At 49.3% G+C, this 25,579-nt stretch carries 28 protein-coding genes; 14 read left to right on the top strand and 14 right to left on the bottom strand.

Features of this window, described 5'->3' with window-relative positions; all coding sequences use genetic code 11:
- Positions 1-76: 76 nt before the first annotated feature.
- Positions 77-544, bottom strand: coding sequence for a hypothetical protein (locus PJK55_RS09725; RefSeq protein ID WP_271305635.1), 468 nt, complete (start codon positions 542-544; stop codon positions 77-79).
- Positions 541-750 (bottom strand): helix-turn-helix transcriptional regulator, encoded by a 210-nt coding sequence (locus PJK55_RS09720; RefSeq protein WP_224862398.1) that lies wholly within the window; start codon positions 748-750, stop codon positions 541-543. The genes PJK55_RS09725 and PJK55_RS09720 overlap by 4 nt, the downstream gene beginning before the upstream one ends.
- A gap of 119 nt (positions 751-869) precedes the next feature.
- Between PJK55_RS09720 and PJK55_RS09715 the strand changes: the two genes are divergently transcribed.
- Positions 870-1,802 carry a ring-cleaving dioxygenase gene (locus PJK55_RS09715; RefSeq protein WP_271305634.1) on the top strand — a complete coding sequence of 311 codons (933 nt, stop codon included), beginning with the start codon at positions 870-872 and terminating at the stop codon, positions 1,800-1,802.
- 22 nt (positions 1,803-1,824) lie between these two features.
- Here the strand turns inward: PJK55_RS09715 and PJK55_RS09710 are convergent, their stop codons facing one another.
- Positions 1,825-2,265, bottom strand: a complete 441-nt coding sequence (locus PJK55_RS09710; protein ID WP_271305633.1) for an RrF2 family transcriptional regulator — start codon at positions 2,263-2,265, stop codon at positions 1,825-1,827.
- A gap of 186 nt (positions 2,266-2,451) precedes the next feature.
- On the opposite strand from PJK55_RS09710, the gene PJK55_RS09705 reads away from it, so the two are divergent.
- Positions 2,452-3,552 (top strand): globin domain-containing protein, encoded by a 1,101-nt coding sequence (locus PJK55_RS09705; RefSeq protein WP_271305632.1) that lies wholly within the window; start codon positions 2,452-2,454, stop codon positions 3,550-3,552.
- A gap of 44 nt (positions 3,553-3,596) precedes the next feature.
- On the opposite strand, the gene PJK55_RS09700 is transcribed toward PJK55_RS09705, so the two are convergent.
- The 6 genes from PJK55_RS09700 to PJK55_RS09675 all read right to left on the bottom strand — a co-directional run bounded on the left by PJK55_RS09700 (position 3,597) and on the right by PJK55_RS09675 (position 7,240).
- Positions 3,597-4,109: a hypothetical protein gene (locus tag PJK55_RS09700; protein ID WP_271305631.1), complete on the bottom strand. Its 513-nt coding sequence runs from the start codon at positions 4,107-4,109 to the stop codon at positions 3,597-3,599.
- A 42-nt stretch (positions 4,110-4,151) separates the two neighbouring features.
- Positions 4,152-4,712: a hypothetical protein gene (locus PJK55_RS09695; RefSeq protein WP_271305630.1), complete on the bottom strand. Its 561-nt coding sequence runs from the start codon at positions 4,710-4,712 to the stop codon at positions 4,152-4,154.
- A gap of 68 nt (positions 4,713-4,780) precedes the next feature.
- Positions 4,781-5,194, bottom strand: coding sequence for a DUF350 domain-containing protein (locus PJK55_RS09690; protein ID WP_034770831.1), 414 nt, complete (start codon positions 5,192-5,194; stop codon positions 4,781-4,783).
- A complete protein-coding gene (locus tag PJK55_RS09685; RefSeq protein WP_271305629.1) occupies positions 5,191-6,420 on the bottom strand; it encodes a glutathionylspermidine synthase family protein in 1,230 nt (409 codons plus the stop codon). Before PJK55_RS09685 ends, PJK55_RS09690 begins: the two co-directional genes overlap by 4 nt.
- On the bottom strand, positions 6,417-6,785 hold the full coding sequence (locus PJK55_RS09680; protein ID WP_214784900.1) for a hypothetical protein: 369 nt from the start codon (positions 6,783-6,785) through the stop codon (positions 6,417-6,419). Before PJK55_RS09680 ends, PJK55_RS09685 begins: the two co-directional genes overlap by 4 nt.
- Complete coding sequence (locus tag PJK55_RS09675) at positions 6,782-7,240, bottom strand: hypothetical protein (RefSeq protein WP_214694705.1); 459 nt, start codon at positions 7,238-7,240, stop codon at positions 6,782-6,784. The genes PJK55_RS09680 and PJK55_RS09675 overlap by 4 nt, the downstream gene beginning before the upstream one ends.
- 106 nt (positions 7,241-7,346) lie before the next feature.
- Between PJK55_RS09675 and PJK55_RS09670 the strand changes: the two genes are divergently transcribed.
- The 4 genes from PJK55_RS09670 to PJK55_RS09655 all read left to right on the top strand — a co-directional run bounded on the left by PJK55_RS09670 (position 7,347) and on the right by PJK55_RS09655 (position 12,444).
- Complete coding sequence (locus tag PJK55_RS09670) at positions 7,347-8,366, top strand: potassium channel family protein (protein WP_214744703.1); 1,020 nt, start codon at positions 7,347-7,349, stop codon at positions 8,364-8,366.
- An 11-nt stretch (positions 8,367-8,377) separates the two neighbouring features.
- On the top strand, positions 8,378-9,505 hold the full coding sequence (locus PJK55_RS09665; protein ID WP_271305628.1) for a YfbR-like 5'-deoxynucleotidase: 1,128 nt from the start codon (positions 8,378-8,380) through the stop codon (positions 9,503-9,505).
- A 178-nt stretch (positions 9,506-9,683) separates the two neighbouring features.
- On the top strand, positions 9,684-11,225 hold the full coding sequence (amyS, locus tag PJK55_RS09660; RefSeq protein ID WP_371743030.1) for an alpha-amylase: 1,542 nt from the start codon (positions 9,684-9,686) through the stop codon (positions 11,223-11,225).
- Between the two features lie 205 nt (positions 11,226-11,430).
- On the top strand, positions 11,431-12,444 hold the full coding sequence (locus tag PJK55_RS09655; RefSeq protein ID WP_074035721.1) for a fatty acid desaturase: 1,014 nt from the start codon (positions 11,431-11,433) through the stop codon (positions 12,442-12,444).
- Positions 12,445-12,478: 34 nt separating this feature from the next.
- Here the strand turns inward: PJK55_RS09655 and PJK55_RS09650 are convergent, their stop codons facing one another.
- Both PJK55_RS09650 and lipA read right to left on the bottom strand, forming a co-directional pair.
- Complete coding sequence (locus tag PJK55_RS09650) at positions 12,479-13,309, bottom strand: lipoate--protein ligase family protein (RefSeq protein WP_271305627.1); 831 nt, start codon at positions 13,307-13,309, stop codon at positions 12,479-12,481.
- 17 nt (positions 13,310-13,326) lie between these two features.
- Complete coding sequence (lipA, locus tag PJK55_RS09645) at positions 13,327-14,229, bottom strand: lipoyl synthase (protein ID WP_333781802.1); 903 nt, start codon at positions 14,227-14,229, stop codon at positions 13,327-13,329.
- Between the two features lie 322 nt (positions 14,230-14,551).
- Between lipA and PJK55_RS09640 the strand changes: the two genes are divergently transcribed.
- On the top strand, positions 14,552-16,501 hold the full coding sequence (locus PJK55_RS09640; RefSeq protein WP_271305626.1) for a glycoside hydrolase family 3 protein: 1,950 nt from the start codon (positions 14,552-14,554) through the stop codon (positions 16,499-16,501).
- A gap of 38 nt (positions 16,502-16,539) precedes the next feature.
- Here the strand turns inward: PJK55_RS09640 and PJK55_RS09635 are convergent, their stop codons facing one another.
- Together PJK55_RS09635 and PJK55_RS09630 are read right to left on the bottom strand one after the other, a co-directional pair.
- Positions 16,540-17,385, bottom strand: coding sequence for a DegV family protein (locus tag PJK55_RS09635; RefSeq protein WP_271305625.1), 846 nt, complete (start codon positions 17,383-17,385; stop codon positions 16,540-16,542).
- Positions 17,386-17,393: 8 nt separating this feature from the next.
- A complete protein-coding gene (locus tag PJK55_RS09630) occupies positions 17,394-18,236 on the bottom strand; it encodes a lipoate--protein ligase family protein (RefSeq protein WP_271305624.1) in 843 nt (280 codons plus the stop codon).
- Positions 18,237-18,342: 106 nt separating this feature from the next.
- Between PJK55_RS09630 and PJK55_RS09625 the strand changes: the two genes are divergently transcribed.
- Genes PJK55_RS09625 through PJK55_RS09615 form a run of 3 tightly spaced genes read left to right on the top strand, consistent with a single transcriptional unit; the run spans position 18,343 to position 21,921 of the window.
- Positions 18,343-19,638, top strand: coding sequence for an HD domain-containing protein (locus PJK55_RS09625; RefSeq protein WP_214694686.1), 1,296 nt, complete (start codon positions 18,343-18,345; stop codon positions 19,636-19,638).
- Between the two features lie 21 nt (positions 19,639-19,659).
- On the top strand, positions 19,660-21,246 hold the full coding sequence (locus PJK55_RS09620) for a Na/Pi cotransporter family protein (protein WP_271305623.1): 1,587 nt from the start codon (positions 19,660-19,662) through the stop codon (positions 21,244-21,246).
- 21 nt (positions 21,247-21,267) lie between these two features.
- Positions 21,268-21,921, top strand: coding sequence for a hypothetical protein (locus PJK55_RS09615; protein WP_271305622.1), 654 nt, complete (start codon positions 21,268-21,270; stop codon positions 21,919-21,921).
- 52 nt (positions 21,922-21,973) lie between these two features.
- Here PJK55_RS09615 and PJK55_RS09610 read toward each other — a convergent pair whose 3' ends face one another.
- Complete coding sequence (locus PJK55_RS09610) at positions 21,974-22,162, bottom strand: 2-hydroxymuconate tautomerase (RefSeq protein WP_214744680.1); 189 nt, start codon at positions 22,160-22,162, stop codon at positions 21,974-21,976.
- A 148-nt stretch (positions 22,163-22,310) separates the two neighbouring features.
- On the opposite strand from PJK55_RS09610, the gene ypfJ reads away from it, so the two are divergent.
- The 4 genes from ypfJ (at position 22,311) to murQ (ending at position 25,566) form a co-directional block, all read left to right on the top strand.
- Positions 22,311-23,165 carry a KPN_02809 family neutral zinc metallopeptidase gene (ypfJ, locus tag PJK55_RS09605; RefSeq protein WP_271305621.1) on the top strand — a complete coding sequence of 285 codons (855 nt, stop codon included), beginning with the start codon at positions 22,311-22,313 and terminating at the stop codon, positions 23,163-23,165.
- 94 nt (positions 23,166-23,259) lie between these two features.
- Positions 23,260-24,108: a MurR/RpiR family transcriptional regulator gene (locus PJK55_RS09600; protein ID WP_074035742.1), complete on the top strand. Its 849-nt coding sequence runs from the start codon at positions 23,260-23,262 to the stop codon at positions 24,106-24,108.
- Positions 24,105-24,572 carry a GNAT family N-acetyltransferase gene (locus PJK55_RS09595; protein ID WP_271305620.1) on the top strand — a complete coding sequence of 156 codons (468 nt, stop codon included), beginning with the start codon at positions 24,105-24,107 and terminating at the stop codon, positions 24,570-24,572. Before PJK55_RS09600 ends, PJK55_RS09595 begins: the two co-directional genes overlap by 4 nt.
- A gap of 100 nt (positions 24,573-24,672) precedes the next feature.
- Positions 24,673-25,566 carry an N-acetylmuramic acid 6-phosphate etherase gene (gene murQ, locus PJK55_RS09590; RefSeq protein WP_271305619.1) on the top strand — a complete coding sequence of 298 codons (894 nt, stop codon included), beginning with the start codon at positions 24,673-24,675 and terminating at the stop codon, positions 25,564-25,566.
- Positions 25,567-25,579: the final 13 nt, after the last annotated feature.

Below are 25,579 nucleotides of genomic sequence, written 5' to 3'. Positions count from 1 at the left end.
GTGTAATAGAATTGGCAATCATGATGTCCGAATCGATGAAAAATGGACACAAAAAAAGGAATTCGTGATGAATTCCTTAATGTCGATAGCCGCGAATCCAGGTCGTCATATAGACGAGTGTCGCGATGATGAGCGTTGAGGCGAGTGCATAGATCGGATATGCGGGAAGTGTGTCTTCAAATAACGGATAAAACATGAACGACCCCATAAAAATAGGAACGGAGATGCCGAACGAAACGTATGCCGCTTTAGTTGCTTTCGCTGTGATGATTTGTTCACGCTCATCGATTTCACTGAACTCGGTCATCCGGAGAGACCATTGAGTGAAACTCAATTGCTTGTTCGGTCGTGTGTTAAACGAATAGACTGTCCAAACAATGCCAAAAACAACGAGTAATAGTAGTGGAAGCAGATTGAATTCAACTAAGAAGCGATCAGACTCGATGACGGTCTTCGATACATCAGATAGAAATGAGCTGAATAGAAAAGCCATAAGAATATACAAGATGATGCTGGAAATAGACTGAACGACGACGTGTTTCATTGTGATTCCTCCTCGATTGTGAATATAGATTCGACCGGTTCCTCGAAAACGCGTGCGATGTGCATCGCCAGCATGAGTGACGGCGTGTAGCTACCTTTCTCGAGCGAGATGATCGTCTGTCTCGTCACACCGACCTTTTCGGCAAGGTCGCCTTGGGTTAACTGGTGCCGGGCACGCAGTTCTTTTACGCGGTTGACTAATGGCATATTGCCACCTCATTTCTAGTTTCTACCACTAGTGTAAAACAAACTTTACATAATGTAAAGAAGACTTTACTTAGTTGGAGGTGATACAATAACGTTATAGTCGAAAGGGGAGATAGCGGATGAAAGCGATTGGAGGACAACATCACGTGTCGGCGATGACCGGGGATGCCAAAAAGAACTTGCAATTCTACACGGAAATACTAGGAATGCGGCTCGTCAAAAAGACGGTCAACCAGGATGACCCATCGATGTATCACCTGTTCTATGCAGACGAGACCGGGACGCCTGGAACCGATTTGACGTTCTTTGAGCTACCGTTTCTCGGACAGACGTATCGAGGGTCAAACAGTATTTCCCGGACAGCGCTCAGAGTACCGGATGGGGCGCTCGCATACTGGCAGGAGCGTTTTGACACGTTCGATGTATCTTACGGAGAAATCGAGTCGGTTTTAGGAAGGGCAACCCTTTCGTTCGAAGATCATGAAGGCCAACGTCTCTGTCTGGTGGAAGATGGGAGCGGGACACCTTGGAGAAATGGTCCTGTTCCTACGGACGTCGGCATCTTCGGGCTCGGATTGAGTGAGTGGACGGTACGGCGGATTGACAAGACGGCACGAGTGCTGACGGAAGTGCTTGGCTATCGATACGTGGAGACATTTGAGCGGGATGGTCACGGTGTGCGCGTTTTTGAGACGGGAGAAGGTGGCGTGGCGACAGAGATTCATCTCGTTGATCGGCCGGATTTGCCATCGGAACGACCAGGGCGGGGAAGTGTGCATCATGTGGCGATTCGAGTGGAAGATACAGACGATATGGCGAAGTGGATTGAGAAACTTGACGCACATGGGATCAGTCACTCTGGTCTCATTGACCGCTATTATTTCCAGTCGATTTACTTCCGTGAACCGAGTGGGATTTTAGTAGAACTCGCAACAGATGAACCGGGATTCGCAACGGATGAATCGGTTGAGACGCTCGGAGAGAGATTGGCCTTGCCGCCGTTTCTGGAGTCGAGACGAGCGGAAATTGAGGAAAAGTTAAAACCACTATAACCAAAAACCCGACGGACTTTTTTCAGTCCGTCGGGTTTTGTACGCCTAAGAGCAGGGCAAGTTCGTTCGTTCGATTGGCGACGAGATCGGCAATCGTGTAACGGTCGAGCACTTGAAAGAACGCCAGCATGGCCTCATTCAACACACTTCGTAAGTCACAGGCCGGTGCAATCACACATCGACCTTCCCCGAAGCATTCCACGAGCTCGAGCGGTTCCATTGATCGAACGACCTCGCCTACGTTGATGTCTTCCATCGGGCGCGCGAGACGGAACCCGCCACCACGGCCACGAACCGACTCCAAGTAACCATGTTTGCCAAGCTCGTATACGACTTTCATGACATGATTTTTGGAGATTTTGTATTGGTCTGCGACTTCTTGAATCGTGACCAGCCGATGCGAAAACGTGGCGCTATACATTAACGTCCGTAGTGCGTAGTCACACGTTTGCGTGAGTCTCATCCATCATCACCTCTTTTTCCATTGTACAAGACAACGTCTAAAAGTGCGATTCACTTAAATGTGAAAGGATGGTGGCAGAAATGAGTCGGAATCGTGAAACTCGCTTTAAACAAGTATTTAATATATTGCTTTAAAGTGACCTGAATCACATAATGAACGTGTACGAAACAAAAGGGGGATAAACATATGTTAGATCAACAAACGATTGAGATTGTAAAAGCGACGGCGCCTGTTTTGAAAGAGCATGGTGTGACGATTACGAAGCATTTTTATCAACGAATGTTTGAACAAAATCCAGAAGTTCGTCACTTCTTCAACCATACGAACCAAAAACGAGGACGCCAACCGGAGGCACTTGCGAACGCGGTCTATGCGGCAGCCCTTCATATCGACCGACTCGAAGCGATTCTTCCTGCCATTCAACCGGCACTCCATAAACATAAGAGTTTGAATATCCGTCCAGAACATTATCCGATCGTCGGTGAAAACTTACTCGGAGCGATTCAAGATGTCCTCGGAGAAGCGGCAACACCAGACATCATCGATGCATGGGCGAAAGCGTATGGCGTGATTGCCGATGTCTTCATCTCACTCGAGAAACAGATGTATGATGACGCGCCGTGGGTCGGACTCAAACCGTTCGTCATCGAAGAAATCATTGAAGACACACCGGAAGTGAAGCGATTCCGTCTCGTTGCGAAAGATGGGGTCGTCGGTGCAGCCATCCCAGGACAATACATCTCGGTTCAGGCGCGAATCGCTGGCGAGGACATCTTGCACCACCGCCAATATAGCGTCATCGATACGACAGAAAACGGGTACTGGATCGCGCCGAAACAAGAAGGGCTCGTTTCGAACTGGCTTCATGAACAAACGGTCGGTACCGAAATTCCGGTAAGCGCACCAGCCGGTGAATTTACGCTTGAGGCGTCAGATCGACCGCTCACACTGATTGCGGGAGGAATCGGCATTACACCACTCTTCAATATGGCGAAGACGGCACTCGGACAAGGGCGTTCCGTCACATTGTTGCACGCGGTTCGCAGCACAACACTCCGGCCGCTCGGAGACGAACTTGATGAACTTGTGGCTAAAGGGCTCCACCTCATCACACACGTGGATGACGTATCGGGCTGCATGAATGAATCACAACTTGAGGCACTTGATGTCGAAGGTCATGATGTCTATACGTGCGGACCGAATGCGATGATGGAGACGGTCGTACGTGTCATTCCTCAGGCACGATATGAATTCTTCGGGCCGTCTGCAACGCTCTCGTTAACGTAACCAATCAAAAAAGTGTCGCAGCCTTGGATGGGTCTGCGACACTTTTATAATGAAATAGATGTCATGATTTGATCATGTTGATCGAGTGTTTGAATCGTCAAAGCATCCTCCAACGAGTTATACATGTCTAAGAAAAAGAAATCACGGTTTCCACCGTTACTGGCGTCGTTGAGCATATGTTCTTCCGACCATAGTTCTCCTTCAATCTGTAACTTCGCCACCTGCTGAGCATGATGATTCAAACGTAGAGCAAGATAGTGATTTTTGCCGTTCTGGATGTCAATATAGTCAAAAGGCGTAGACGGTTCCGTATCGATGGTTACAGAACCATAGCCGTCCTGATTTTGTTCCGCGACACCTAAAATCCTCTCCTCATCATTTGTGAAGAGTGCGAACACCGTGTCGTCCTTCTTATAATATTGATACACGACAAATCCCTGATCCGATAAATGACGGCCGAGCTGGATTTTCTCCAATAAAGAAGTGCGGAAGGCTGAAACGATAGCGATGCTTAGAATGAAGAATAGAAAGATTCCAACTTTTTTTCGGTTTGGCATAATTGGTCTCCTTTTCATAGCGGTGCTTCTGAAGTAGGTTCATCACATGGACGAATAAGGTTGTGAAGATAGCACGTTGTGATCTTGGTCCAATGTTTCAAGAGTTCCGACTTCAAAAGACGATGTATTCAATTTCATGACGTATGTCATGACGTATGATTCATCTTCAGGATTATTGACAGTGAATTCTTTCGATTCATCGCCTCGTTTTAACCGTAAATAGACGACATCTTCCGAGCGTTCTTTTAGGTGGACGCCGATGTACTCTTTGTTTTCAACTTGAAGGGTGACGAAATCAAAAGGCTGATTCGGCTCTGTTTGTTTCGTGACAGACCCTAAGTTCCCTGTTTCGACGTCAATCTCAGCTAGACCGATGACGGAGCGGTCTTCATTTGTGTAAAAAGAGAGAACGGACTGTTCCATGTTATGAATTTCAAACGTATACCAATCGTTCATCGTCATATAACGATTCATTTCTTTTTCGGCATTCTCGTATGAGTCACCGGCCTGAATGTTGGTGTACGTATACAGTCCGACACCGGTTGCGATGGCTACGACGATGAGACCGAAGACGATCGTGAGTAGGATAATTCGCTTCGACATTGTTCTTCCTCCAATTTTTTATAAATATAAACACCCCATGGCTCGTGCGAGTGCATGGGGTGTTTGAATTAGTACGTCAAGCTCGCGGCGACGATGATGCCGACGACGAGTGATGCGGCGAATAAACTGAAGCCGATGGCCATATTGCCGTTCTCGACTTCTTTTTCTAAGTTCACGCCAGGTGTAAGGACATATTCAAACGTCCAAAACGCCAATACTTGGGCAGCGATGCCGACGAGTCCCCAGATGAACGCATCGAGCAAGTTGACGCTGTTCGCCCAAACCGTATAGATGACGATGGCGAGTCCGAGTGCTTTCCCCCAAAGTTTCAACGCGACAGCCATGTTGCCTTCCTTGATTAACTTACGTTCCGAATACTTGGTCGTCAGGGCGAAGATGATGAGTCCAGCGAGAATGAGACCGAATCCTGTCCCGAGGTGGGCGAGGAAGCTTAAAATTGAGTCGAGTGTGATGAAAGTCATGAGTTTGTCTCCTTTTGTGTAGGTGTGCCAACGGCTAAGTAGTAAGATTGGTTGTTCGTGATCATGCTACCGGCGCGGACGCCGAGTGCGGACGAGTGTCCGTTCAAACAGAAACATCCGACCATATAATGGGTCTCGATTCGACCTTTGACGGTCGTCGTCATCCGTGTCGGAAGTTCAATAAACTGTTGGTACACAGCCGTCTCTTCCGCATACGTTTGCAGTGCTTCTCGGTGAAACGGTTGGCCTTCTTTCGTGTACAAGATGACGGAGTCCCCTTCACGTCCGAACGCCGGCTTTTTGACGTAGTCCGATTCACCGAGAAATGGTGTGTCTTCTAAGTAAGTCGGTAAAAAATATGTTCCGATGATGTCGCGCTCGGCTTCATCGAATAATGTCTCAGTCTCATACAATTCCCAAATGAGGGCTTGGACGCCTTTCGATTGCATAAGAAAAGCAGAGAGAGGGTTTAAGACCGATACGTGTTTTCGTTGATCGAGTTCGAGTAATCGAATGCCAATCAAGTCTCCGTCCGGTGCTCGGTCGTCCACGAGGTGTTCAATCGGATACGTTTGACGATACAAGATGTCAATCCGTTCGCCCGATGGCGTGTAGACACCGTCTTCGTCGACGAGTAAGGCGTGCAACGGTACGAATTCAGACGGTAAGTCGAGCGTTTCTTGCAAGAAGCGCGCCGTCCATTTGTCTTCGATGTTGTCGTCATGTGCCGTAAAGACGATTTTCGGTGTGCCTTCTCGTCCGAGTCGTTTCCATGCGGCGACGATGCCCTTGCGCAACTCCGTTTTCAGTTGGGCGGTGGCTTCTCTGTTCGGATCAAGGAGACCAAACTCGGAAGCGACCACGCCGTTCACGTCAAAGAGCTCCTTAATAAAGGTCGGTGTGTCCGCATTGAACTCCATCAATTTGAGTTGACCGTCTTTCATGATCCAGTCGTAACGACCGATGATTGTCTCTTGTGGAATCGTCTTCTCCCGTAAGAATGGCAGGCTCGCCTCGGGATAACCGAGTAGTCGGAGTGTCTCGTCCGGTAGCGTACGCAACAATTGATTCGTTTTACGGAAAATCGAGTCAACCGCCTCGGTCGCCTCCCTGACAGTGTCGACCTGTGAGGCGGTCATCTCAAAACAGTCATATAGGGCATATTCTTCATCGTTTAAATCGGGCCAAAAATAAGGGATTTGACTGTAAAGTTCGTCACGCGTCATCCGCCAAATCCACCTTTAGAGCCACTGCCGAGTCCAGATTTTGACGATCCTGAATTGGAACCGTTCGATACGGCGCCAGTCGCGCCACCATTTGCTTTATACGTCTTATACGACGAAGAGCTCTTCAATGCGTTTTTTGAGTTGAACAGGCTACCGAGTAAGAAGTAGCTGCCAAAGTGAGGAGAGCGGTCATCGTCACAATAATAGGATTCTGTCTCGTCATCCCAGTCCCAATCGTCACATTCGTAGCCGGTCGGTTCTTCCGGGAGTGCCGCCTCTTCATATTCGTCCCCACCACATGCGGCAAGGGAAGTGGTCAATACCGCGACCGAGAGTCCGCTTAAAATTTTCTTGCTTGTCTTCATGTTGATTCCTCCAATTCATAACCTGTCGGTGTGACATAGATGACATACACACCACGATCTTCATCTGTTTCTGCTGAATCGCGTTCATATTCTTTTCCTGCGACGTACAAGTATTGGCTCCCGAGCATGGCGAGCGCATCGAGGTGACGGTCGACGTAATAGGCTTCGAGCAGCGGGTTGTCAAATCGGTCGTCAAGCGTACGGATCTCGACTTTGATCTCGCTCGTTTCGTGTTTGTCCATCGGTCCTTCTGTATAGCGATCGACGTAAATTAAAAAATATTGATCGCCTTCTAGGGCGGACGAGCGTTGTTTGTATGTCATGCCGTCTTTGACGAAAAACTCACACTCGCGGCGAGCCAGCACTTCGTCTAAACCGAGAGACGTATAATGATAAAGCGGTTCGAACGATAATTCATTTTTATAGAGACGATACTCTAAGACGATTGAGTTCATAAGTCAGTCCTTCCTTTCTTCTTCTTATACGGAATCACGATCAAAATGGTTTCGTGAATCTTTTTGTAGATACGTTTAGTATATAAGAGAGAAGGAGGGGGAAACAGTGCATATCTTATTTCGTTTGTGGAAAGGGTTAGCGAAATTATCATTTTTGAATGTCGTTCTAGCTTCGATTGGCATTATCGTCCTAGGGACCGTGCTCGGTTATTGGTTAGAGCCTGAGACGTTCGGGTCGTTATTTGATTCGTTCTGGTGGACGATGACGACATTGACGACCGTCGGATATGGGGATTTTTATCCGTCCTCCGTGGCAGGACGATGGCTCGGGATTTTCTTGTTCCTATTCGGGATTGGGATTATCGGGGCGTTGATTGGAAAATTAGTTGAAATCGGCGCGACGTTTCAACGGTTAAAACGGGAGGGAAGACTAGTGTATCGTGGAGAAGGACATTATGTGTATATCGGGTGGTCCCCGAAGACAAAAAAGGCAATTGATGAAGTGCTCAACTATGAACCGAAAGCGGAAATCGTCTTGATTGATCAGTTGATCGAAGAGCCGTACGTGCACGATCAAGTGCACTTCGTTTCAGGGGATGCCTCAGATGAAGCGGTATTGCTGCAGGCGAACGTCCTGAAAGCACGACGCGTCGCCATTTTTGCGGATGCGCGAATCACGGAGACATTACTCGCCGATGGAAAATCGCTTTTGATCGCCTCAGCGGTCGAGGCGCTGTCCTCTGAACATCAAGTGGATTTGCACACGGTCGTTGAAGTGTGTGAAGAGCGGAATATCTCGAAATTCAAACACGTTCGCGTCGACGATTTTATTTTGGCGAACGACTCAGTCTCCCTCTTAATGGCGAAAGCGACGTTACAGCCAGGGACGACGGCGATTTTCCGTCAATTGTTAAGCAAACAGTCAGGCGGGAACATCCAAGCGTTGAAACCAAAAGTCGAGTGGCAAAATGTTCGGCAAGCGAACACGGCTTTACTTGAATCAGGGGTGACACTCATCGCGGTCAATGACCGATTAGATGTGGCGACGATGCTCGATTTGCCACTACAAGACACAGACATGCTCTATGTCGTCTGTCATGACGATGTATTTGAACGATTATCATAAGGAGTGAAACCATGCATAACGGAACGTTTATCCGAAAGATGACACGTATGCAAAACGTGCAACGATGGGACGAATATGCCCCACATTATCATGATAATGCAGCGAGTCATAGCTTTCGTGTCGCGGTCTTCAGCTTGATCGCGGCTTATGTGGAAAAAGAGAACGGGCGTGACGTCGACTTGCTCGATTTGCTCGGGAAAGCTATTTTCCACGACATGAATGAAGTACAGACCGGTCCGATCATGCACCGGACGAAAAAAGAGCCGACCTTGATTGGTCACATCGAGCGCATGGAACGGACAGCGAGCCTCGGTCTTGTCGAATTGTTGTCACAGTCGTTACGTCCTCACTTCCACCGTTTTGTTGTTGAGGCGGAAGATGACTCGTTCGAAGGACGGATTGTCGACGGAATCGATTCTTTTGATGCGATGCTATTCGTACGACGGGAAGTCGCCCATGGCTCTCCTCATTTCGATGACAAGTTAGAAGAGATGAAAGCTGCCCTCCGTCATCATCCGATTGATTCGGTCCGTTGGCTGTTCGACCAGGTCGAGGAAGAGACCGATGTGTTACGCTTCATCGAGAACGTCATGCGGATGGACAGTGTCCGTCGTTGGAAAGGGCGCTTCAATACGATTGACGACAACGATGCGATTCATGGTTTCCGGGCTGCCGCGCTCGGTATGTTCAGCGGACTCTTAGAGCGCGAGAAGTACAACGTCGACGTTGATGTCGCCGAACTCGTGGCACGTCTTCTTTGTCATGACTTAGTCGAAGGGGTGACCGGAGATGTGCTTGGACCGGTCAAGCATTCGACGAAAGAGACGGGAGCGGCATTTGAGGCGTACGAACGGGCAGAGAGTGAACGTCTTCTCGGGCTGTTGCCGGCATATATGCAACCGGCGTTCCGTCGATATATGGCTGATTCGAAAGATGATACGTATGAAGGGATGCTCGTCGACATGATGGACAAACTCGATGCCCTCATTAAGATGAACATGGAGCGGAAGATGAACGGGGCCGAGTATGAGGTCACGTATCGTGAGCAGCTCCGTAAAGTCCAGATGCGTTATGAGAACCCGAGTATGATTTTCTTCTTGGCCTATATTTTGCATGACCTGGATTACGTCACAAGTTGAGGTATAGGCGGATGGCACAAGCCATCCGTCTTTGTTTCGTTCAACTGAACTATTCAAATGAAAAATAGTTAGGGAGAGAGAACTGTTTTTGGACATTGGTCTATGCAACAAAATCAAAATCCTTCACAATAATTTATGCAAGCGCTTTCATTATTTGGTTGAGGAGGAATGAATGATGTTGAAGAAACGACAAGGGATTGCCGTGCTGGCTGGAGTGACATCGATTGCACTGCTTTCGGGGCAACCGGTCGCACAAGCGGCAACTCCACAGAACGGTACGATGATGCAATACTTTGAATGGTATGTCCCGAACGATGGGCTCCATTGGAACCGTCTCTCGAACGATTCGCAGCACTTGAAAGACATCGGGATCTCGACGGTTTGGATTCCGCCGGCGTATAAAGGGACATCTCAAAATGATGTCGGATACGGGGCCTATGATTTGTATGATTTAGGAGAGTTCAATCAAAAAGGGACGACACGGACGAAGTATGGAACAAAAGCGCAGCTACAGTCGGCCATCTCCAACTTACGCGGAAAAGGGATTGGCGTATACGGGGATGTGGTTATGAACCATAAGGGCGGAGCGGATTATACCGAGTCCGTTCAGGCTGTCGAGGTCAATCCTTCTAACCGGAATCAGGAGACGTCTGGGGAATATTCGATTTCTGCCTGGACAGGATTCAATTTTGCGGGCCGCAACAATACATACTCGCCGTTCAAGTGGCGTTGGTATCACTTTGACGGGACTGATTGGGATCAGTCACGGAACTTAAGCCGGATTTATAAATTCCGAAGTACGGGTAAAGCGTGGGACAGTGAAGTGTCCGGGGAGAATGGGAACTATGACTACTTGATGTACGCCGATGTTGATTTTGAGCATCCGGAAGTGCGACAAGAGATGAAAAACTGGGGGAAATGGTACGCGGATTCGCTCGGTCTCGATGGATTCCGTCTCGATGCGGTCAAACATATTAATCATTCGTACTTGAAAGAGTGGGTGACAAGCGTCCGTCAGACGACGGGGAAAGAGATGTTCACCGTCGCGGAGTATTGGAAAAACGACCTTGGGGCTATCAATGATTACTTGGCGAAGACGGGCTATACTCACTCGGTATTCGATGTACCGCTCCACTACAACTTCCAAGCGGCAGGGAACGGTGGCGGTTACTATGACATGCGCAACATTCTAAAAGGAACGGTCGTCGAGCAGCATCCTACACTCGCCGTCACCATTGTCGACAACCATGACTCACAACCTGGGCAATCACTCGAGTCGACGGTTGCTAATTGGTTCAAACCGCTCGCCTATGCGACGATCATGACACGCGGTCAAGGATACCCGACACTCTTCTACGGGGATTATTACGGGACGAAAGGGACAACGAACCGTGAGATCCCGAACATGTCAGGGTCTCTTCAACCGATTTTGAAAGCGCGTAAAGACTTTGCCTATGGCACACAACATGACTACATCAACCACCAAGACGTCATCGGTTGGACACGTGAAGGTGTGACAGACCGTGCGAAGTCAGGTCTTGCGACGATTTTGTCGGACGGACCTGGTGGTTCGAAGTGGATGTATGTCGGGAAGCAGAACGCGGGAGAAGTATGGAAAGACATGACCGGCAACAATGGTCGTCTCGTGACGATCAATGCAGATGGTTGGGGCGAGTTCTTCGTCAACGGCGGCTCGGTTTCCATCTATACGCAGCAATAAATCCACCAGACTTGTCTCACCTAAAAAATGAGACGAGTCTTTTTTCTGAATTTTCACCACATAAATTTTATACATGATATAATGACCTAGTGTTAATTCTTGATAGGGATGACTTTCCGATCCATGAATTCACATTGAACAACGTTGGTTGTTGGTTTCATTTATATTTTTGCGTTGTGACGCTGTTGAATTCAAGGAGGCTGTTATGAGTAAAGAAAAGATCGCCCAATTAAGAAAGCACGTCTCGCCGTTTGAAAAGTCCGATATTCGGATTAGTGTGCGGCAGATGATCAATACCATTTTACCGTTTCTCGTGTCGTGGTTTTTAGCGTATCAGTTGCTGAGTGTCTCGATTTTCCTGACATTACCGTTCACGTTGATTGCGGCAGGATTTGTCGTGAGGATGTTCATCATCTTCCATGACTGCACGCACGGTTCATTCTTCAAAAATAAGAAGGCGAACGCGATTGTCGGAACCATTACAGGAATCTTGACGTTATTCCCGTACGAGAAGTGGAAGCGAGAGCATGCGATTCATCATGCGTCGAGTGGAAACTTGGATAAACGAGGCGTTGGGGACATCTGGGTCATGACGATTGAGGAGTACATCGAAGCCTCGAAATGGACGCGATTGAAATATCGTCTATATCGTCATCCGCTCGTCATGTTCGGTCTTGGTCCGCTCTGGCTCATTCTCGTGACGAGCCGCTTCAATCGAAAAGACGCCCGTAAGAAAGAACGCCAAAACACGTATATCATTAATCTCTCACTCGTCGTGTTATACAGCGCGTTGATTTATGTCATCGGATGGCAAGCTTTCCTCATTGTTCAAGGCACGACCATGTTCATCGCCGGTGTGCTTGGGATTTGGTTGTTCTATGTCCAGCACACGTTCGAAGATTCATACTTCGAGGATGAGCAGGAGTGGGACTACGTGAAGGCGGCAATCGAAGGAAGCTCGTATTATGAATTGCCGAAAGTGCTTCAATGGGTGACCGGAAATATTGGTTTCCATCACGTCCACCATTTGAGCCCGCGTGTCCCGAACTACCATTTGGAGAAGGCACATACGTCGACACCACCGTTACAACGGGCGACGACAATCGGACTGTTTTCAAGTTTGAAATCGTTACGTTACAAATTGTATGATGCGAACAATAAAACATTCGTCACGTTCCGAGAAGTGCGCCATCTGTTGCGCCGAACGAACGCGGCATAAAAAAAGATTGTCCCCGTCAAAAGGGACAATCTTTTTAGCGTTTCCAGACCCATTCATCACTTTCATACTTCTTGATGAGCAAGTCGATTTCGGATTGCTGTTCTTCTGTGAAGACGAGCGGTTCGAACGTCAACGAGAAGGCGTCTTTGAAGCCGGTCTCGAACGCGGCCGCTACTTCGTCAAAGGAGACGAAGCGCTGTAACGTATCGTTCAAGGCGACGGCTTTTTCGCTGAACCGACTTTTGGCTTCACGTTTTTCGTGCTCTTCCATCGCGAAACAGTCGAACAATACCTCATCGTCGACAGAAAGAGGGATGGATCCATGTTGTAAGACGGCCCCTTGGTGGCGCACTTGTGCGCTACCCGCAATCTTTTTCCCATCGACGGCCAGCTCATAATACGAGGCGGCATCGAAGCAGACGGCTGATTTCGGTTTGCGGAGTGCCTCGCGGTCCTCTTCTGTCAGCGGGACCGAAAATTCGGCCGGTACACCGAGCTCGTGATACCCACGACGGACTCCTTCCGTGAGCAAGCGATAGCTCTCGATGATATTTGTCGGGAGGGCCGGTGTCGATTCTGGCAAGATGACGCTATACGTCAGCTCATCGGCGTGCAACACAGCGCGTCCTCCGGTCAGGCGACGGACGACCGGAATGTTGTTCTTCGTGAGGGCGTCACGGTCCAAGTCACGTGTCGCCCGTTGGAAACGCCCGACGCTGATCGCATGAGGTGCCCATGAATAAAAACGAAGCGTCGGTTTGAGTTCTCCCTTCGCGACCCAGTTGGCGATGGCTTCGTCAATCGCCATGTTTTCAGCCGGTGAAGTGGATTCTGTTCTAAGTAAGTGCCACGTCGTACCAGTCATAATCTCTCTTCTTTCTATTAGTCGATTGGCAACATCGTGTGGCGACGCGCCTTGTGTACTTGTTCATCCGCATGGTAAGACGAGCGGACAAGCGGACCTGCCTCACAATGTGAGAATCCTTTCGATAGTGCGATCTCTTTCAACTCGGCGAACTCGTCCGGGTGGTAGTAACGTTCCACCTCAAGGTGTTTCTTCGTCGGTTGCAAATATTGACCGAGTGTCAAGATGTCGACGTTGTGTGCGCGGAGGTCATCCATCGCTTCAATCAATTCCTCTTTCGTTTCTCCGAGTCCGACCATGATTGACGATTTCGTCGGGATATCCGGGTTCAATTCTTTTGAGCGTTTCAAGAATTCGAGTGTGCGGTCGTATGTCGCTTTGGCACGGACTCTCGGTGTGAGGCGACGAACCGTTTCTAAGTTATGGTTCATGATGTCAGGACCCGCATCAATCAACGTCTGCAAGGCAGAGAAGTCACCCATCATGTCAGACGGGAGCACTTCGATCGATGTCTCTGGATTCATAGAACGGACGGCACGAACCGTTTCTGCGAAGACGGTAGCCCCGTAATCGTTCAAGTCATCACGGGCGACAGCGGTGATGACGACGTGCTTCAAGTTCATGAGGCGTACGGATTCGGCGACGCGCTTTGGCTCTTCCCAATCGAGCTCGTTCGGTTTACCAGTCGTAACGGCACAAAAACGGCAAGCACGTGTACAAATACTTCCTAAAATCATGAACGTCGCGGTCCGACGTACCGCCCAACATTCATGGATATTCGGACACTTGGCTTCCTCACATACCGTATGTAGATTTTTTTCGCGCATCATCTTCTTCAAACCGGTATACGTGTCGTTCGTGTTTAATTTAATCTTCAACCATTCGGGCTTTCGTTTCAGTTCCCCTCTTGCCACAATAATTTCCCCCTTTTTGAAAGTTAACCTGTATCGAATTGAGTTTACCAAAAAAAGAATCAAAAACGAACCACGGAAATTATTGGTTTTGCCAATACAGTTTTCTGTGTATCAAAACAGAAACATTGTTTCAAAATGGTTACGCTTTCACATGAGTCATTGTTTCTGAAAAATGGAGTTGCTATACTGTTGTTGACCACCTGAATAAGAACCAAATGTAACTGATGCGATCAGGCATGGGGTGAACGAGCGTTGATGAGGCAACGCTTCTTCCTCCATGCCTTTTCGTTTGGGGGTCAGTCAAATTGGACGAAGGGGAGTGGGGAACATGAACAAGGCATTGAACTGGACGGCAACACTCGGATTGACGACGGCACTACTCGTTTCATCGATTCCGGCAGCGGATGCGGTCGTGGCGGAAGGGACGCCGACGATGTCGATCGACCGGCGCGTCAACACGAAGCTAGAATCGATGACGCTCGAACAAAAAATCGGGCAGATGATTATGCCGGACTTCCGACTCTGGAACGGGGCAAATCATACATCTCTTGCACCGGAAGTGGCGCGTGTCATCGATCGTTTTGATCTCGGTGGCGTGATTTTGTTTGCGGAGAACGTGAAGGAGACGGAACAGACGACGAAACTCGTTCACGATATACAGGAAGTCGTGAAGCAAGACGACAGCAATGACATTCCACTCTTTGTCACGATTGACCAAGAAGGGGGTATCGTGACGCGTCTCGGGACAGGGACGAACTTACCAGGAAATATGGCAATCGGGGCGACTCGTAACAGTCAATATGCGTATGACGCTGGAAACATCATCGGTTCTGAATTGAACGCACTCGGGGTAAACGTGAACTTCGGACCGGTACTCGACGTCAACAACAATCCAGGAAACCCGGTCATCGGGGTCCGTTCATTCTCGAGCGACCCTGAACTCGTCGGCGAACTCGGTTCGGCGATGACACAAGGCATTCAAGACCAAGGTGTCGCGGCGACTGCGAAACATTTCCCGGGTCATGGGGATACGGCAGTCGACTCACACTATGGACTACCGATTGTCGATAAGTCGCTCGACGAATTGCGTGGACTCGAGTTGTTGCCGTTCAAACGCGCGATTACAGAAGGGATCGACATGATTATGACGGCACATATCGGCATGCCGCAAATCGAAGATGAGGTCGTCGAGTCGGATCGTGGAACGTTCCCCCTCCCAGCGACGCTCTCGGACGATGTCATCACGGGCGTGTTACGTGAGGAACTCGGATATGACGGAATCGTTGTGACCGACGCGCTCAACATGCAGGCCATCTCCGACAACTTTACGGAAGCAGAAGCGGTCATCAAGACGTTTGAAGCGGGCGTCGATATCGCCCTCATGCCGACGATTTTGCGTTCGGAAGCAGACGTGATCAAACTCGAAGCCATCTTTGATGAAGTCATCCAAGCGGTGAAAGATGGGCGTTTATCAGAGGCGACCATCGATGAGTCGGTCGAGCGTATTTTAAAACTGAAAGCAGAGCGCGGTATTTGGGGAGAGACGATTGACTCGACGACGCTCGAGGAGAAGCTTACAGAAGCAAACGCCGTCGTAGGTAGTGCGGAGCATAAAGCGAAAGAGCGTGAAATCGCGGAAGCAGCCGTCACTCTCGTGAAGAATGAGGACAAGACACTCCCGTTCAAACCGAAAAAAGGGGACACGGTGCTCGTCTTGTCACCAGCGAAAGATCAGACGGACAGTATGGTGAAGACGATTAAGTCGCTTGAGAAAAACGCCGGGAATATGAAAGGCGTGAACGTCATCACGGCCAACTATTCGGCGTCAACGCCACACTTAACGCAAAATCCGGCACTTCAGCAACAAGTTGAGGCAGCCGATTACATCATCGTCGGTTCGAACGTGAACAATAGCGCGAAATTGAAGCCGACATCGGCTGACCATTACGTGCCGGCGGAAGTGTTCCGTTACGCCAGCGAGACAGGGAAGAAATCAGTCTTACTCAGCTTGCGTAACCCATACGATATTGCCGTTCAGACGGATGCTCCGGCGCAGCTCTTGATCTATGGGTTCAAAGGCGATCCGAACGGACCGGACTCGGAAGCGGGTAACTTGAAATCGGCCGGACCGAACTTGCCGGCGGGCATTCGTGCCATTTTTGGCGAAGTGAAGCCGCAAGGAACGCTACCAGTGGACGTGCCGGAATTTGTGGACGGTGTATTCCAAGACGAGAACTATGCACAGTTTGGAGATGGATTTAAAAACTGGAACCGCTAAACGAAAATGAGCTCACCCGATGGCGGGGAGCTCATTTTTTATGCCTCGAAATAGGCGATGACGAGTAGACCCGGACCGGTATGGGCACCGATGGCAGAGCCGACAAGTGTTTTCGTGATGTGTTTCGGTTGGACATGTCCAAGGACCATCTTCTCAAACTGTTCCGCTTTTTTAGAGTCGTCGCCATGACCGATGAAAAGGTCCCCGTTCTCGACGAGTGACTTCGATTCCATCGTCCATTCGACCATACGGCGCATGACCTTTTTATGACCGCGTACCTTTTCAATCGGGACGAGCTTCCCGTCCTCGACCGTCAGTAACGGCAGAATCGTCAACAAGTCACCGATGAAGGCGCTCGCTTTCGAGACGCGTCCGCCCCGCATCAAATATTCGAGTGACTCGACCGTGAACAAGTGGCGAATCTTTCCGACGAGTGAAGCAGCATGTTCACTTGTTTCTTCATACGTATGGTCTTGTCCGTACTCTGCGACCGTCTTGACGAACAATGCCTGTCCGACCGAAGCCGTTCGCGTATCGATAATCTTGAACGTGCTGTCTGGATATTCCTCTTTGAGCATCTCACCGACCATGACAGCCGTTTGATATGTACCGGAGAGTTCTCCGGAGAAAGCGAGGTATAAAAACGGGATTTCGGCTTCGAGATGTTGACGGAAGCAATGCTCGATTCGTGACGCCTCGATTTGGAACGTTTTTGGCGTCTTGCCTTGACGCATCGCATCGTACACGTCTTTCGGTTGAATCGTCTCCCCGTCTAAAAACTCTTCATTGTCGATGATGACACCGAGCGGTAAAATCTCAAGACCGTATTCGATAATTTGATCGTGTGTCAAATCGGCCCCGGTGTCTGTGATCAGTTTAAACATTGGATGAATCACTCCTCTGTTAATTGTTGTTCGATCTCGCGTAAAGGCTCATTCCGTTTCCACATCCGTTCGAGCTGGCTCACGAGTGTCGTTTGTTCTTCAGCCGTCAACGACGCGTTTTGGAGCGTGCTGACAGTGGAAAGGACGCGGTAGGCCCGTGTAAGGACATCTTGAACCGTGAGGGGAATGCTAAGCAAGTCTTCTAACGACGCCATTGTTTCCGGTACAATGGTCGGGTACGTGAACTTGGTTGCTTCCCCTTGGATGGCTAAATCATAAAAGTCTCGGATGATTTCGGCACGTTCGCTCCCGCTCTGTCTTACGCTTAAGTAAATTTGAACGGCAACACCGCCGCGGACGCGTCGTTGCGAAATACCGGCGAACTTTTTGCCGTCAATCGACAAGTCAAAACTTCCCGGACAGTACGAGCCGACGACTTCACCTGGGACGATGTCGCTCGTGACGTCTTGGAACATGTGTTGGATGAGGGAAGTCATGGCTTCATAGCCGCTGTCGATTTGAATGCCGTCATTCTCGGGTAAGATTAAAGATAAGTTCAGGACATCCTCGTCTAATACGACGGCGAGTCCGCCCGAGTTACGGACGACCGGTCGGAAGCCGCGCTCGTGCAAATACCGGACCCCATCTTTTAAATGTGGTAATCTTGCATCTTGAATTCCGAGTACAATCGTATTCGTGTGCACCCATGCGCGTAAGACAGCGCCTGATTGTTGGGTCGAAGCACATAACGTATCATCAGTCGCGAACGATTGTTCCGCTTGAAACATCGTGCCAAGGCTCGATTGGTCGATTACACGATAGCTCGGTTGTTTTAATAATGGATGGATCATCTACTTAATTCCTTTTCACAAATAATTTTCCTTCTCATTATAGCATGGAGGGAACGATTCGTTTGAAGTCGAATCTAGAACATAACGAAACGTAGGAGGGCATGTCATGTACTCGTCACGAGGACAATTATCTGGGTCAAAAGTGTTTAAAGACCCAGTACACCGTTATATTTACGTCTACGACCATCTTATTTGGGAACTGATCAATACGAAAGAGTTCCAACGCTTACGTCGCATCAAGCAACTCGGGACATCCTTTTTGACGTTCCACGGAGCAGAGCACACGCGATTCCATCATTCTCTCGGCGTCTATGAGATTGCGCGCCAATTGATTGACCAGTTCCAACAATATCCGGAATGGGATGACCGCGACCGTGAACTGTTGTTGGCGGCGGCGCTCTTGCACGATGTCGGTCACGGCCCATTCTCGCATGCGTTCGAACACGTCTTCTCTGTTCGTCATGAAGTGTGGACCGAGCGAATCATTTTAGGCGATACCGAGGTCAACCAAGTGTTGTCGGAGATGGGTGTCGGGTTCGCGGAAGAGGTGGCTTCCATCATCAACAAGACGCACCCGAACCGCTTGATCGTCAATATGCTCAGTTCGCAGCTCGATGTCGATCGGATGGATTATTTGCTCAGAGATGCGCACTTTGCGGGTGTCAGTTATGGGAAGTTTGATTTAGAGCGCATGTTGCGTGTTCTTAGACCAGATGAGGACCAAGTTGTCGTCAAACAGTCGGGGATGCATACGATCGAGGACTATATCATGCGCCGCTATCAAATGTATTGGCAAGTGTACCTTCACCCGGCGACACGTTCGAGCGACCTCCTCTTAAAAGCAATTCTCGAGCGGGCGCAAGAACTTTATGAGAGCGGCTACGCATTCAAGATGGTACCGAAACATTTCTTGCCTATTTTTGAGCAGAACAACATGTCGCTTGAACAATATTTGAAGTTGGACGAGACGGTCGTCTACTTCTATTTCCAGGAATGGATGGAGGAAGACGACGCAATTTTAGCCGATTTATCAAGCCGCTTCGTGAATCGTCGTTTATTGAAATATAAAAACTTCCCGGAAGCGAACCGCGTCCGCTATATGGAACGGTTGCGTCAGACGATGGAAGGCATCGGACTTCCGCCGAAATACTACTTGCTCGAAGATCAATTGAGTCAATTGCCGTACGATTTATATAAAGGACAGGGCAAGTATGAAGGCATTTATCTTCAGATGAACGATGGGGAACGGAAAGAGATTTCGGAAGTGTCGATGCTCGTCCAGTCGATTTTAAACTCGAGACAATCGGATGAAAAAATTTACTATCCGGAAGATGTGTTACTGAACTTAAGGGATCATGCGAATGAAAAATCGTGGCTCTTGTCGACGTTGAAATCCGAATAACCCGAAAAGGGGCGTGACACGATGGAGATTGCGACACTGATTGGTGGCATCGGGATTTTTTTACTCGGGATGACGTTACTCACAGACACGCTGAAAAAATGGGCCGGTACTCGACTTCGTCATCGGTTGAACCAATTCACCGATGGCTCGTTGTCGGGGGCGACACTTGGCGCGATGTTGACGGCTTTATTTCAATCCTCTACCGTCACGACGTTGATGACGATTGGTTTTGTGAGCGCAGGATTGATCACGTTCACGCAAGCATTGCCGCTCATCATCGGGGCGAACGTAGGTAGCGCGACGACAGGATGGATCATCGCCGTCCTTGGCTATAACGTAGACGTACGTCAAGTGTTCTTGCCGCTCATCGGTCTCGGAATGGCACTTCGTCTCTCAGGACCACGTCTTCGCCGAATCGGGCTATTGTTCGTCAGTGTCGGTTTGATTTTTGTCGGGATTGGAACGCTACAAGAAGCGATGCGGGATGTAGTCACGTTCTCATTCGGACCAATCGAGTCGATGCGTTTTTCTCAACAGGCGTTCCTGATTGGCATCGGATTTGCGATGACGGTTGTCCTTCAGTCGTCGACGATTGGGCTCGTCTTAACGATGACGGCTCTTGCGACCGCCGCGATTTCACTTCCGCAAGCCGCTTTTTTGGTACTCGGTCAAAGTGCGGGGACGAGTCTTGTCGTGGCACTCGGTTCAATGGGAGGCTGGAAGTCGGCCCGACGCATCGTATTGGGGCATGCGATCTACCACGTGTCCATCGTCCTCATCGGATGGCTGACATTCCCCGTTCTCTTCTTTGTCGTCAATCGAGTAGCCGATTGGTTCAACTGGAACGACTTGTTGCGCCTCGCCTTGTTCCATACGACGTTCCATGTGTTAGGCGTCCTCTTATTCTTGCCATTTTATCAATCGTTCGCAAGGCGCTTATTAAAGTGGATTCCGAGCCGATCAGAAAAACTGACACGTCTGCTCGACAAAAACATGTCGCAACTCCCGACGGTCGCCCTTGAGGCGGCGCGGCGGTCGCTACTCGAGATTGAACGCTATTTAGGGAACGAGACCGAGTTGCTCGTCCGGGAGGGACGTCTCCGGGAAGATGAGTTGACGCTCGTCGACAAGACGCTGAGCGATGTCCGCGTCTTTTTGAGTACGATTCAACTAGACGATGTCGGAAAGCAAAATGACTACGGGCAACACTTGTCCCTCCTGCATTCAATCGACCATCTCGAACGGTGGTTGTATGTATTGCGAGAAATCGAACCGGTCCAGTCACTGCGGGACACGGACTTTTTAGCAGCGCGCGAACTCGTCTTGCACGAACTCGATCTCGTTCATCAATTGAATCATCATACGCCACCGGAAGATTCGAAGATGTGGAAACAGGCGTCAAAACAGTTGGCGGAATATCGGAAGGCACATCGCTCGGAAGTGCTTGAAGAAACGGCGGCGAATCAGTTAGAGATGGACCAGACGATTCAAAAAGTTCAAGTATTGCTGTGGCTTGACCGTATCGGCTACCACATTTGGCGGGCAACACGGCACTTGATTAAGCCGACCGTGCCGAGTGAACGGTTCGAAGTGAACCGAGAAGACTAAACTAGAAATGGAGGGATGAAAATGGCGACATGGGTGACTCACTTTCGTATCGCGGAGCGAATTCTCGAGACGGATTCCGCGTTTGAACGCATACCTTTTTTAGTAGGGAATATCGGTCCAGACTGTGGGCTGGTCGGAGCGGATGGTCGTCCTGAACCACCGAAAACCATCACGCATTTCAAAACAGAGAACGGGATCTCCTCTGATTTGTTCAAACAGACGTATTTAGATGGAGGGACCACAAAATCGAATACAGAATGGTCTTATTTAGTCGGTTATTATTTTCATCTGGTCACAGACGAATATTGGGTGCGGTTGACCCGTGCGAAAAAAGAAGAACCGATTGTACGGGCAATCGTCGGAACACCAGACTATACCCGTTTAGTCAAAACGGACTGGTATGGGATTGACTTTGAGTACTTGGCAAAACATCCGAATCATATCTTTTGGACGGACTTCTGTCACATTGACTCGTTCGAAGACGTCTTACCGTTCTTCCCTCAAGGACAGACGGCGCAACAAATTCAAAACATCACGTCCTTCTATAAAACATATCCGTTTGACCCCCGGCATGAATATGTATATATGTCACCTGAAGAGGTCGATGATTTCATTGAAGAGGTTCTTTGTGGGCTACAAGCGAAAATTCAAGAAGTTCAACGTATACATATTTGACGTGGTGCTTAGACGAAAAAACGGACCCCGATTCAAGGAGTCCGTTCGTTACTTATTTCTTGTCCGCGTGCATGACGCCGGCTTGACCATAGTGCGTCGCATCCATTTCTTCGATGAAAACGGTGATGTTCTCTTTCGGAGCGTTCGTCGTCTCGGAGACGGCGTCCGTCACTTTTTCAATCAACGCGCGTTTTTGTTCCACGCTACGGCCTGGGAGCATTTTTACTGTTACGTAAGGCATGGGTCATTCCTCCTTTGCTGAAGTCTCTTTCATTGTAGTGAATCCACTTCCTCGAGAAAAGAAAATTTTCGTCCACCTCAAAGCTTGCGCTCACTTTTTCGACATTTCGGGTAAGGAACAAGACAGAGCGAATGTGGGAGGAATGAAGATGAAGTGGAAAGGTAGACAACAAAGTCGTAACGTCGAGGACAGAAGAGGGCGTAGCATCGGAGGAAAAGGGATTGCCGGGGTCGGGGGTGGTCTCGGATTGATTCTCGTCATCGTCTTTACGTTATTGAATGGGGGAAGCCCGACCGACCTCGTCAACAATATCGGACTAGGCGAGCCACAAACCGAAGGAACATACACCGGTACGGAGCGAGAAGAGGAGATGGCGGATTTCGTGGCGGTCATCTTGAAAGATACGGAAGAAGTATGGACAGACATTTTTGCGGAAAACGGCATGACGTACCAAGAACCGACGCTCGTCTTGTTCTCGGGACAAGTTGAATCCGCGTGTGGCATCGCCGGATCGGCGGTCGGTCCTTTCTACTGTCCGGGCGACCAAAATCTATACATTGATTTGAGTTTTTATGATGAGCTGAGTCAGCGTTTCAATGCGCCGGGTGATTTTGCGATGGCATACGTCGTCGCCCATGAGGTCGGGCACCATGTCCAGACGCTTCTCGGAACGACAGAAGAGATCATGCCGCTTCGGAACGAGATGAGCGAGACTGAATTCAATCGCTATCTTGTCCGTTTCGAGTTACAGGCGGACTACTATGCAGGCGTATGGGCGCATCATGCACAAGGACTCGGTTATCTTGAAGCAGGGGACGTCGAAGAAGCGATGAATGCGGCTCATCAGATTGGTGACGATACTCTACAACGACAGGCGCGAGGATACGTGACGCCGGACTCGTTCACGCACGGTACGTCGGAACAGCGGATGCGCTGGTTCGAAAGAGGCTTTGAGAACGGGTCGATTCAAGGTGGGGATACGTTCAATACGAACAACTTATAGGTCGAGCGCACGCTCGACCTTTTTAGCCGATTGGAATATGAGGAAAGAATCCGCTATCATAAAAGAACAACAGTTGCAGGAAGGGGATGACCCGATGGAATCCTTACTTACGAAAATCGATTTAGCAAAAGACGATATGACGGCGGTTGAAAAGAAAATCGCAGACTATATCTTGTCCCATTCAACGCTCATTCCAAATATGACGACGAAAGAACTTGCCCAAAAGACGGATGTGTCCGAGGCGAGTATCGTCCGTTTTGCCCGCGTGGTCGGGATTGATAGCTTTAAAGCATTTAAACTTGCGCTCGTGAAAGACTTGGCCGTCACCGAAACGACATTGACGGACTTCAACGTTCTCCAGCAAAAGGATACGCCATACGATTCGTTTCAAAAAGTCATTCATGTGAATAAAGCGGCCATCGAGGCATGTGCCGAAGCGATGGACAAACGAGAGCTCGAACATGCGGTGGACTTATTCGCGCGCGCGAATCGTGTCATTTTTTATGGGGTCGGTGGATCATCGACTGCAGCGATGGATGCGCAATATAAATTCACGAAGCTCGGGTATGCGGCTACGACATCGTCGGACTTTCATTATATGTTGTCGTTGATTCCGCATTTAGGAAAATCAGACGTATTCGTCGCCATCAGCACGTCGGGACGGACGAAAGATGTGCTCGAACTCGTTCGTTTCGCCAAGAAGAAACGTGTGCCCGTCATCGCCATCACGAACTTGGACAAGTCGCCACTTTACCGAGAAGCGGATGTACGCCTTTGTACGCCGAACGTCGAGAGCGATTTCCGGATTGCGAGCATCGCCTCGCGGATGACGCAATTGACGATTGTCGATACGTTATATATGGGTCTCTTGCACCGAAAAGGAGAAGGCTTGATTGATCGATACGCAGAAGCGCGAGATGAAATGGTGAAGTTGCGCCGATGATTCGACCATATTCGAAAGAAAATCGCACGGAGTTGGAAGACTTTTTGGTAAAGCAACGTACCTTCGCTCGCTTGAATGGACAGTCCATTCAAGCGTTCCGTGATGAGAACGTGGCGGATTTTGAAGAGGACGGCACCGTCAGTTTGATTATTCGTGAAGATGGACGGATTGTCGCCATCGCGGACCTGTTGAAACGACATCCCGTGGACGGTTCGCTTTGGCTCGGATTGTTCGTCGTCGATGAAGTCCTTCATGGGACAGGCTTGGCGCAAACGTTATATGAACAAGTGGAAGAAGGATATATGCGCCCGCATCAGACGGTGTTTCGATTAGGGGTTCTTCCGGACAATCTTCGCGCCCGTCGGTTTTGGGAGCGGAACGGCTATGTATATGAAAAGGATTCTACCACGAATAAAGACGTGCGCGTTCATGTCCTGAAGAAACAACTCATTCGACCGGAGTGAGTTTTTCTTTCGTAAATACTGAAATTAAATTTCAAAAATAACTAATAATAAATTGACTTTAAGTTTCAATATAGTACGATGAAATCATAGAGAAGAAAGGATGGTGGCGATGCTAGAGAAATTGGCTACAGAAAGACGGAATGAACGAACGATGCAACTAGATGAGATGTCGATCGAGGAGCGATTGACGATCATGAACAGTGAGGACCGACAAGTCCCGCAAGTGATTCAACATCAGATTCCCGTCATCACGCAAGTTGTGGAGCGGGTCATCGCATCCTTTCGTAAAGGCGGTCGCTTGATTTATATCGGGGCGGGTACGAGTGGACGTTTAGGCATTTTAGACGCCGCAGAGTGCGTACCGACGTTCGGGGTGTCCCCGGATCAGGTCATCGGGTTGATTGCCGGTGGCGAGCGTGCGCTCATTCAAGCGGTCGAGGGAGCAGAAGACAGCAAGGAATTGGCAGTCGATGATTTGAAAGCGCTTCAACTGACGATAGACGACACGGTCATTGGGATTGCGGCGAGCGGACGGACGCCATATGTGATTGGAGGTCTCGATTATGCACGGGAAGTTGGGGCAACCACTGCGGCCATCTCCTGTAATCAGGACGCAATCATTAGTCGACATGCAGACTATGCCATTGAAGTGGAGACAGGACCGGAAGTGTTGACCGGTTCGACACGATTGAAGGCAGGAACGGCACAAAAATTGGTCCTCAACATGATTTCGACGACGTCGATGATTGGAGTAGGCAAAGTGTATCAAAACTTGATGGTCGACGTGAAACCGACGAACGAAAAATTAGAAGTACGTGCCAAGCGGATGATCGCAGAAGCGACAGGGGTCGACATGGAAACGGCCGCGCGTTATTTTGCGTCATCTAAAGGACATGTCAAAACAGCAATCGTCATGATTTTGGCGGACGTCTCTTATGAAGAAGCCATCGAGCGATTAAAGCGTGCGAACGGGTTTGTCCGCGAGGCGCTATAAGGGGGAAAATCGA

The sequence above is a fragment of the Exiguobacterium sp. MMG028 genome (assembly GCF_027947425.1).
Taxonomy (GTDB): Bacteria; Bacillota; Bacilli; order Exiguobacteriales; family Exiguobacteriaceae; genus Exiguobacterium; species Exiguobacterium aestuarii_A.
The sequence above is the reverse complement of the archived record's forward strand: the minus strand, read 5'-3'. Positions and strand labels throughout refer to the sequence as shown.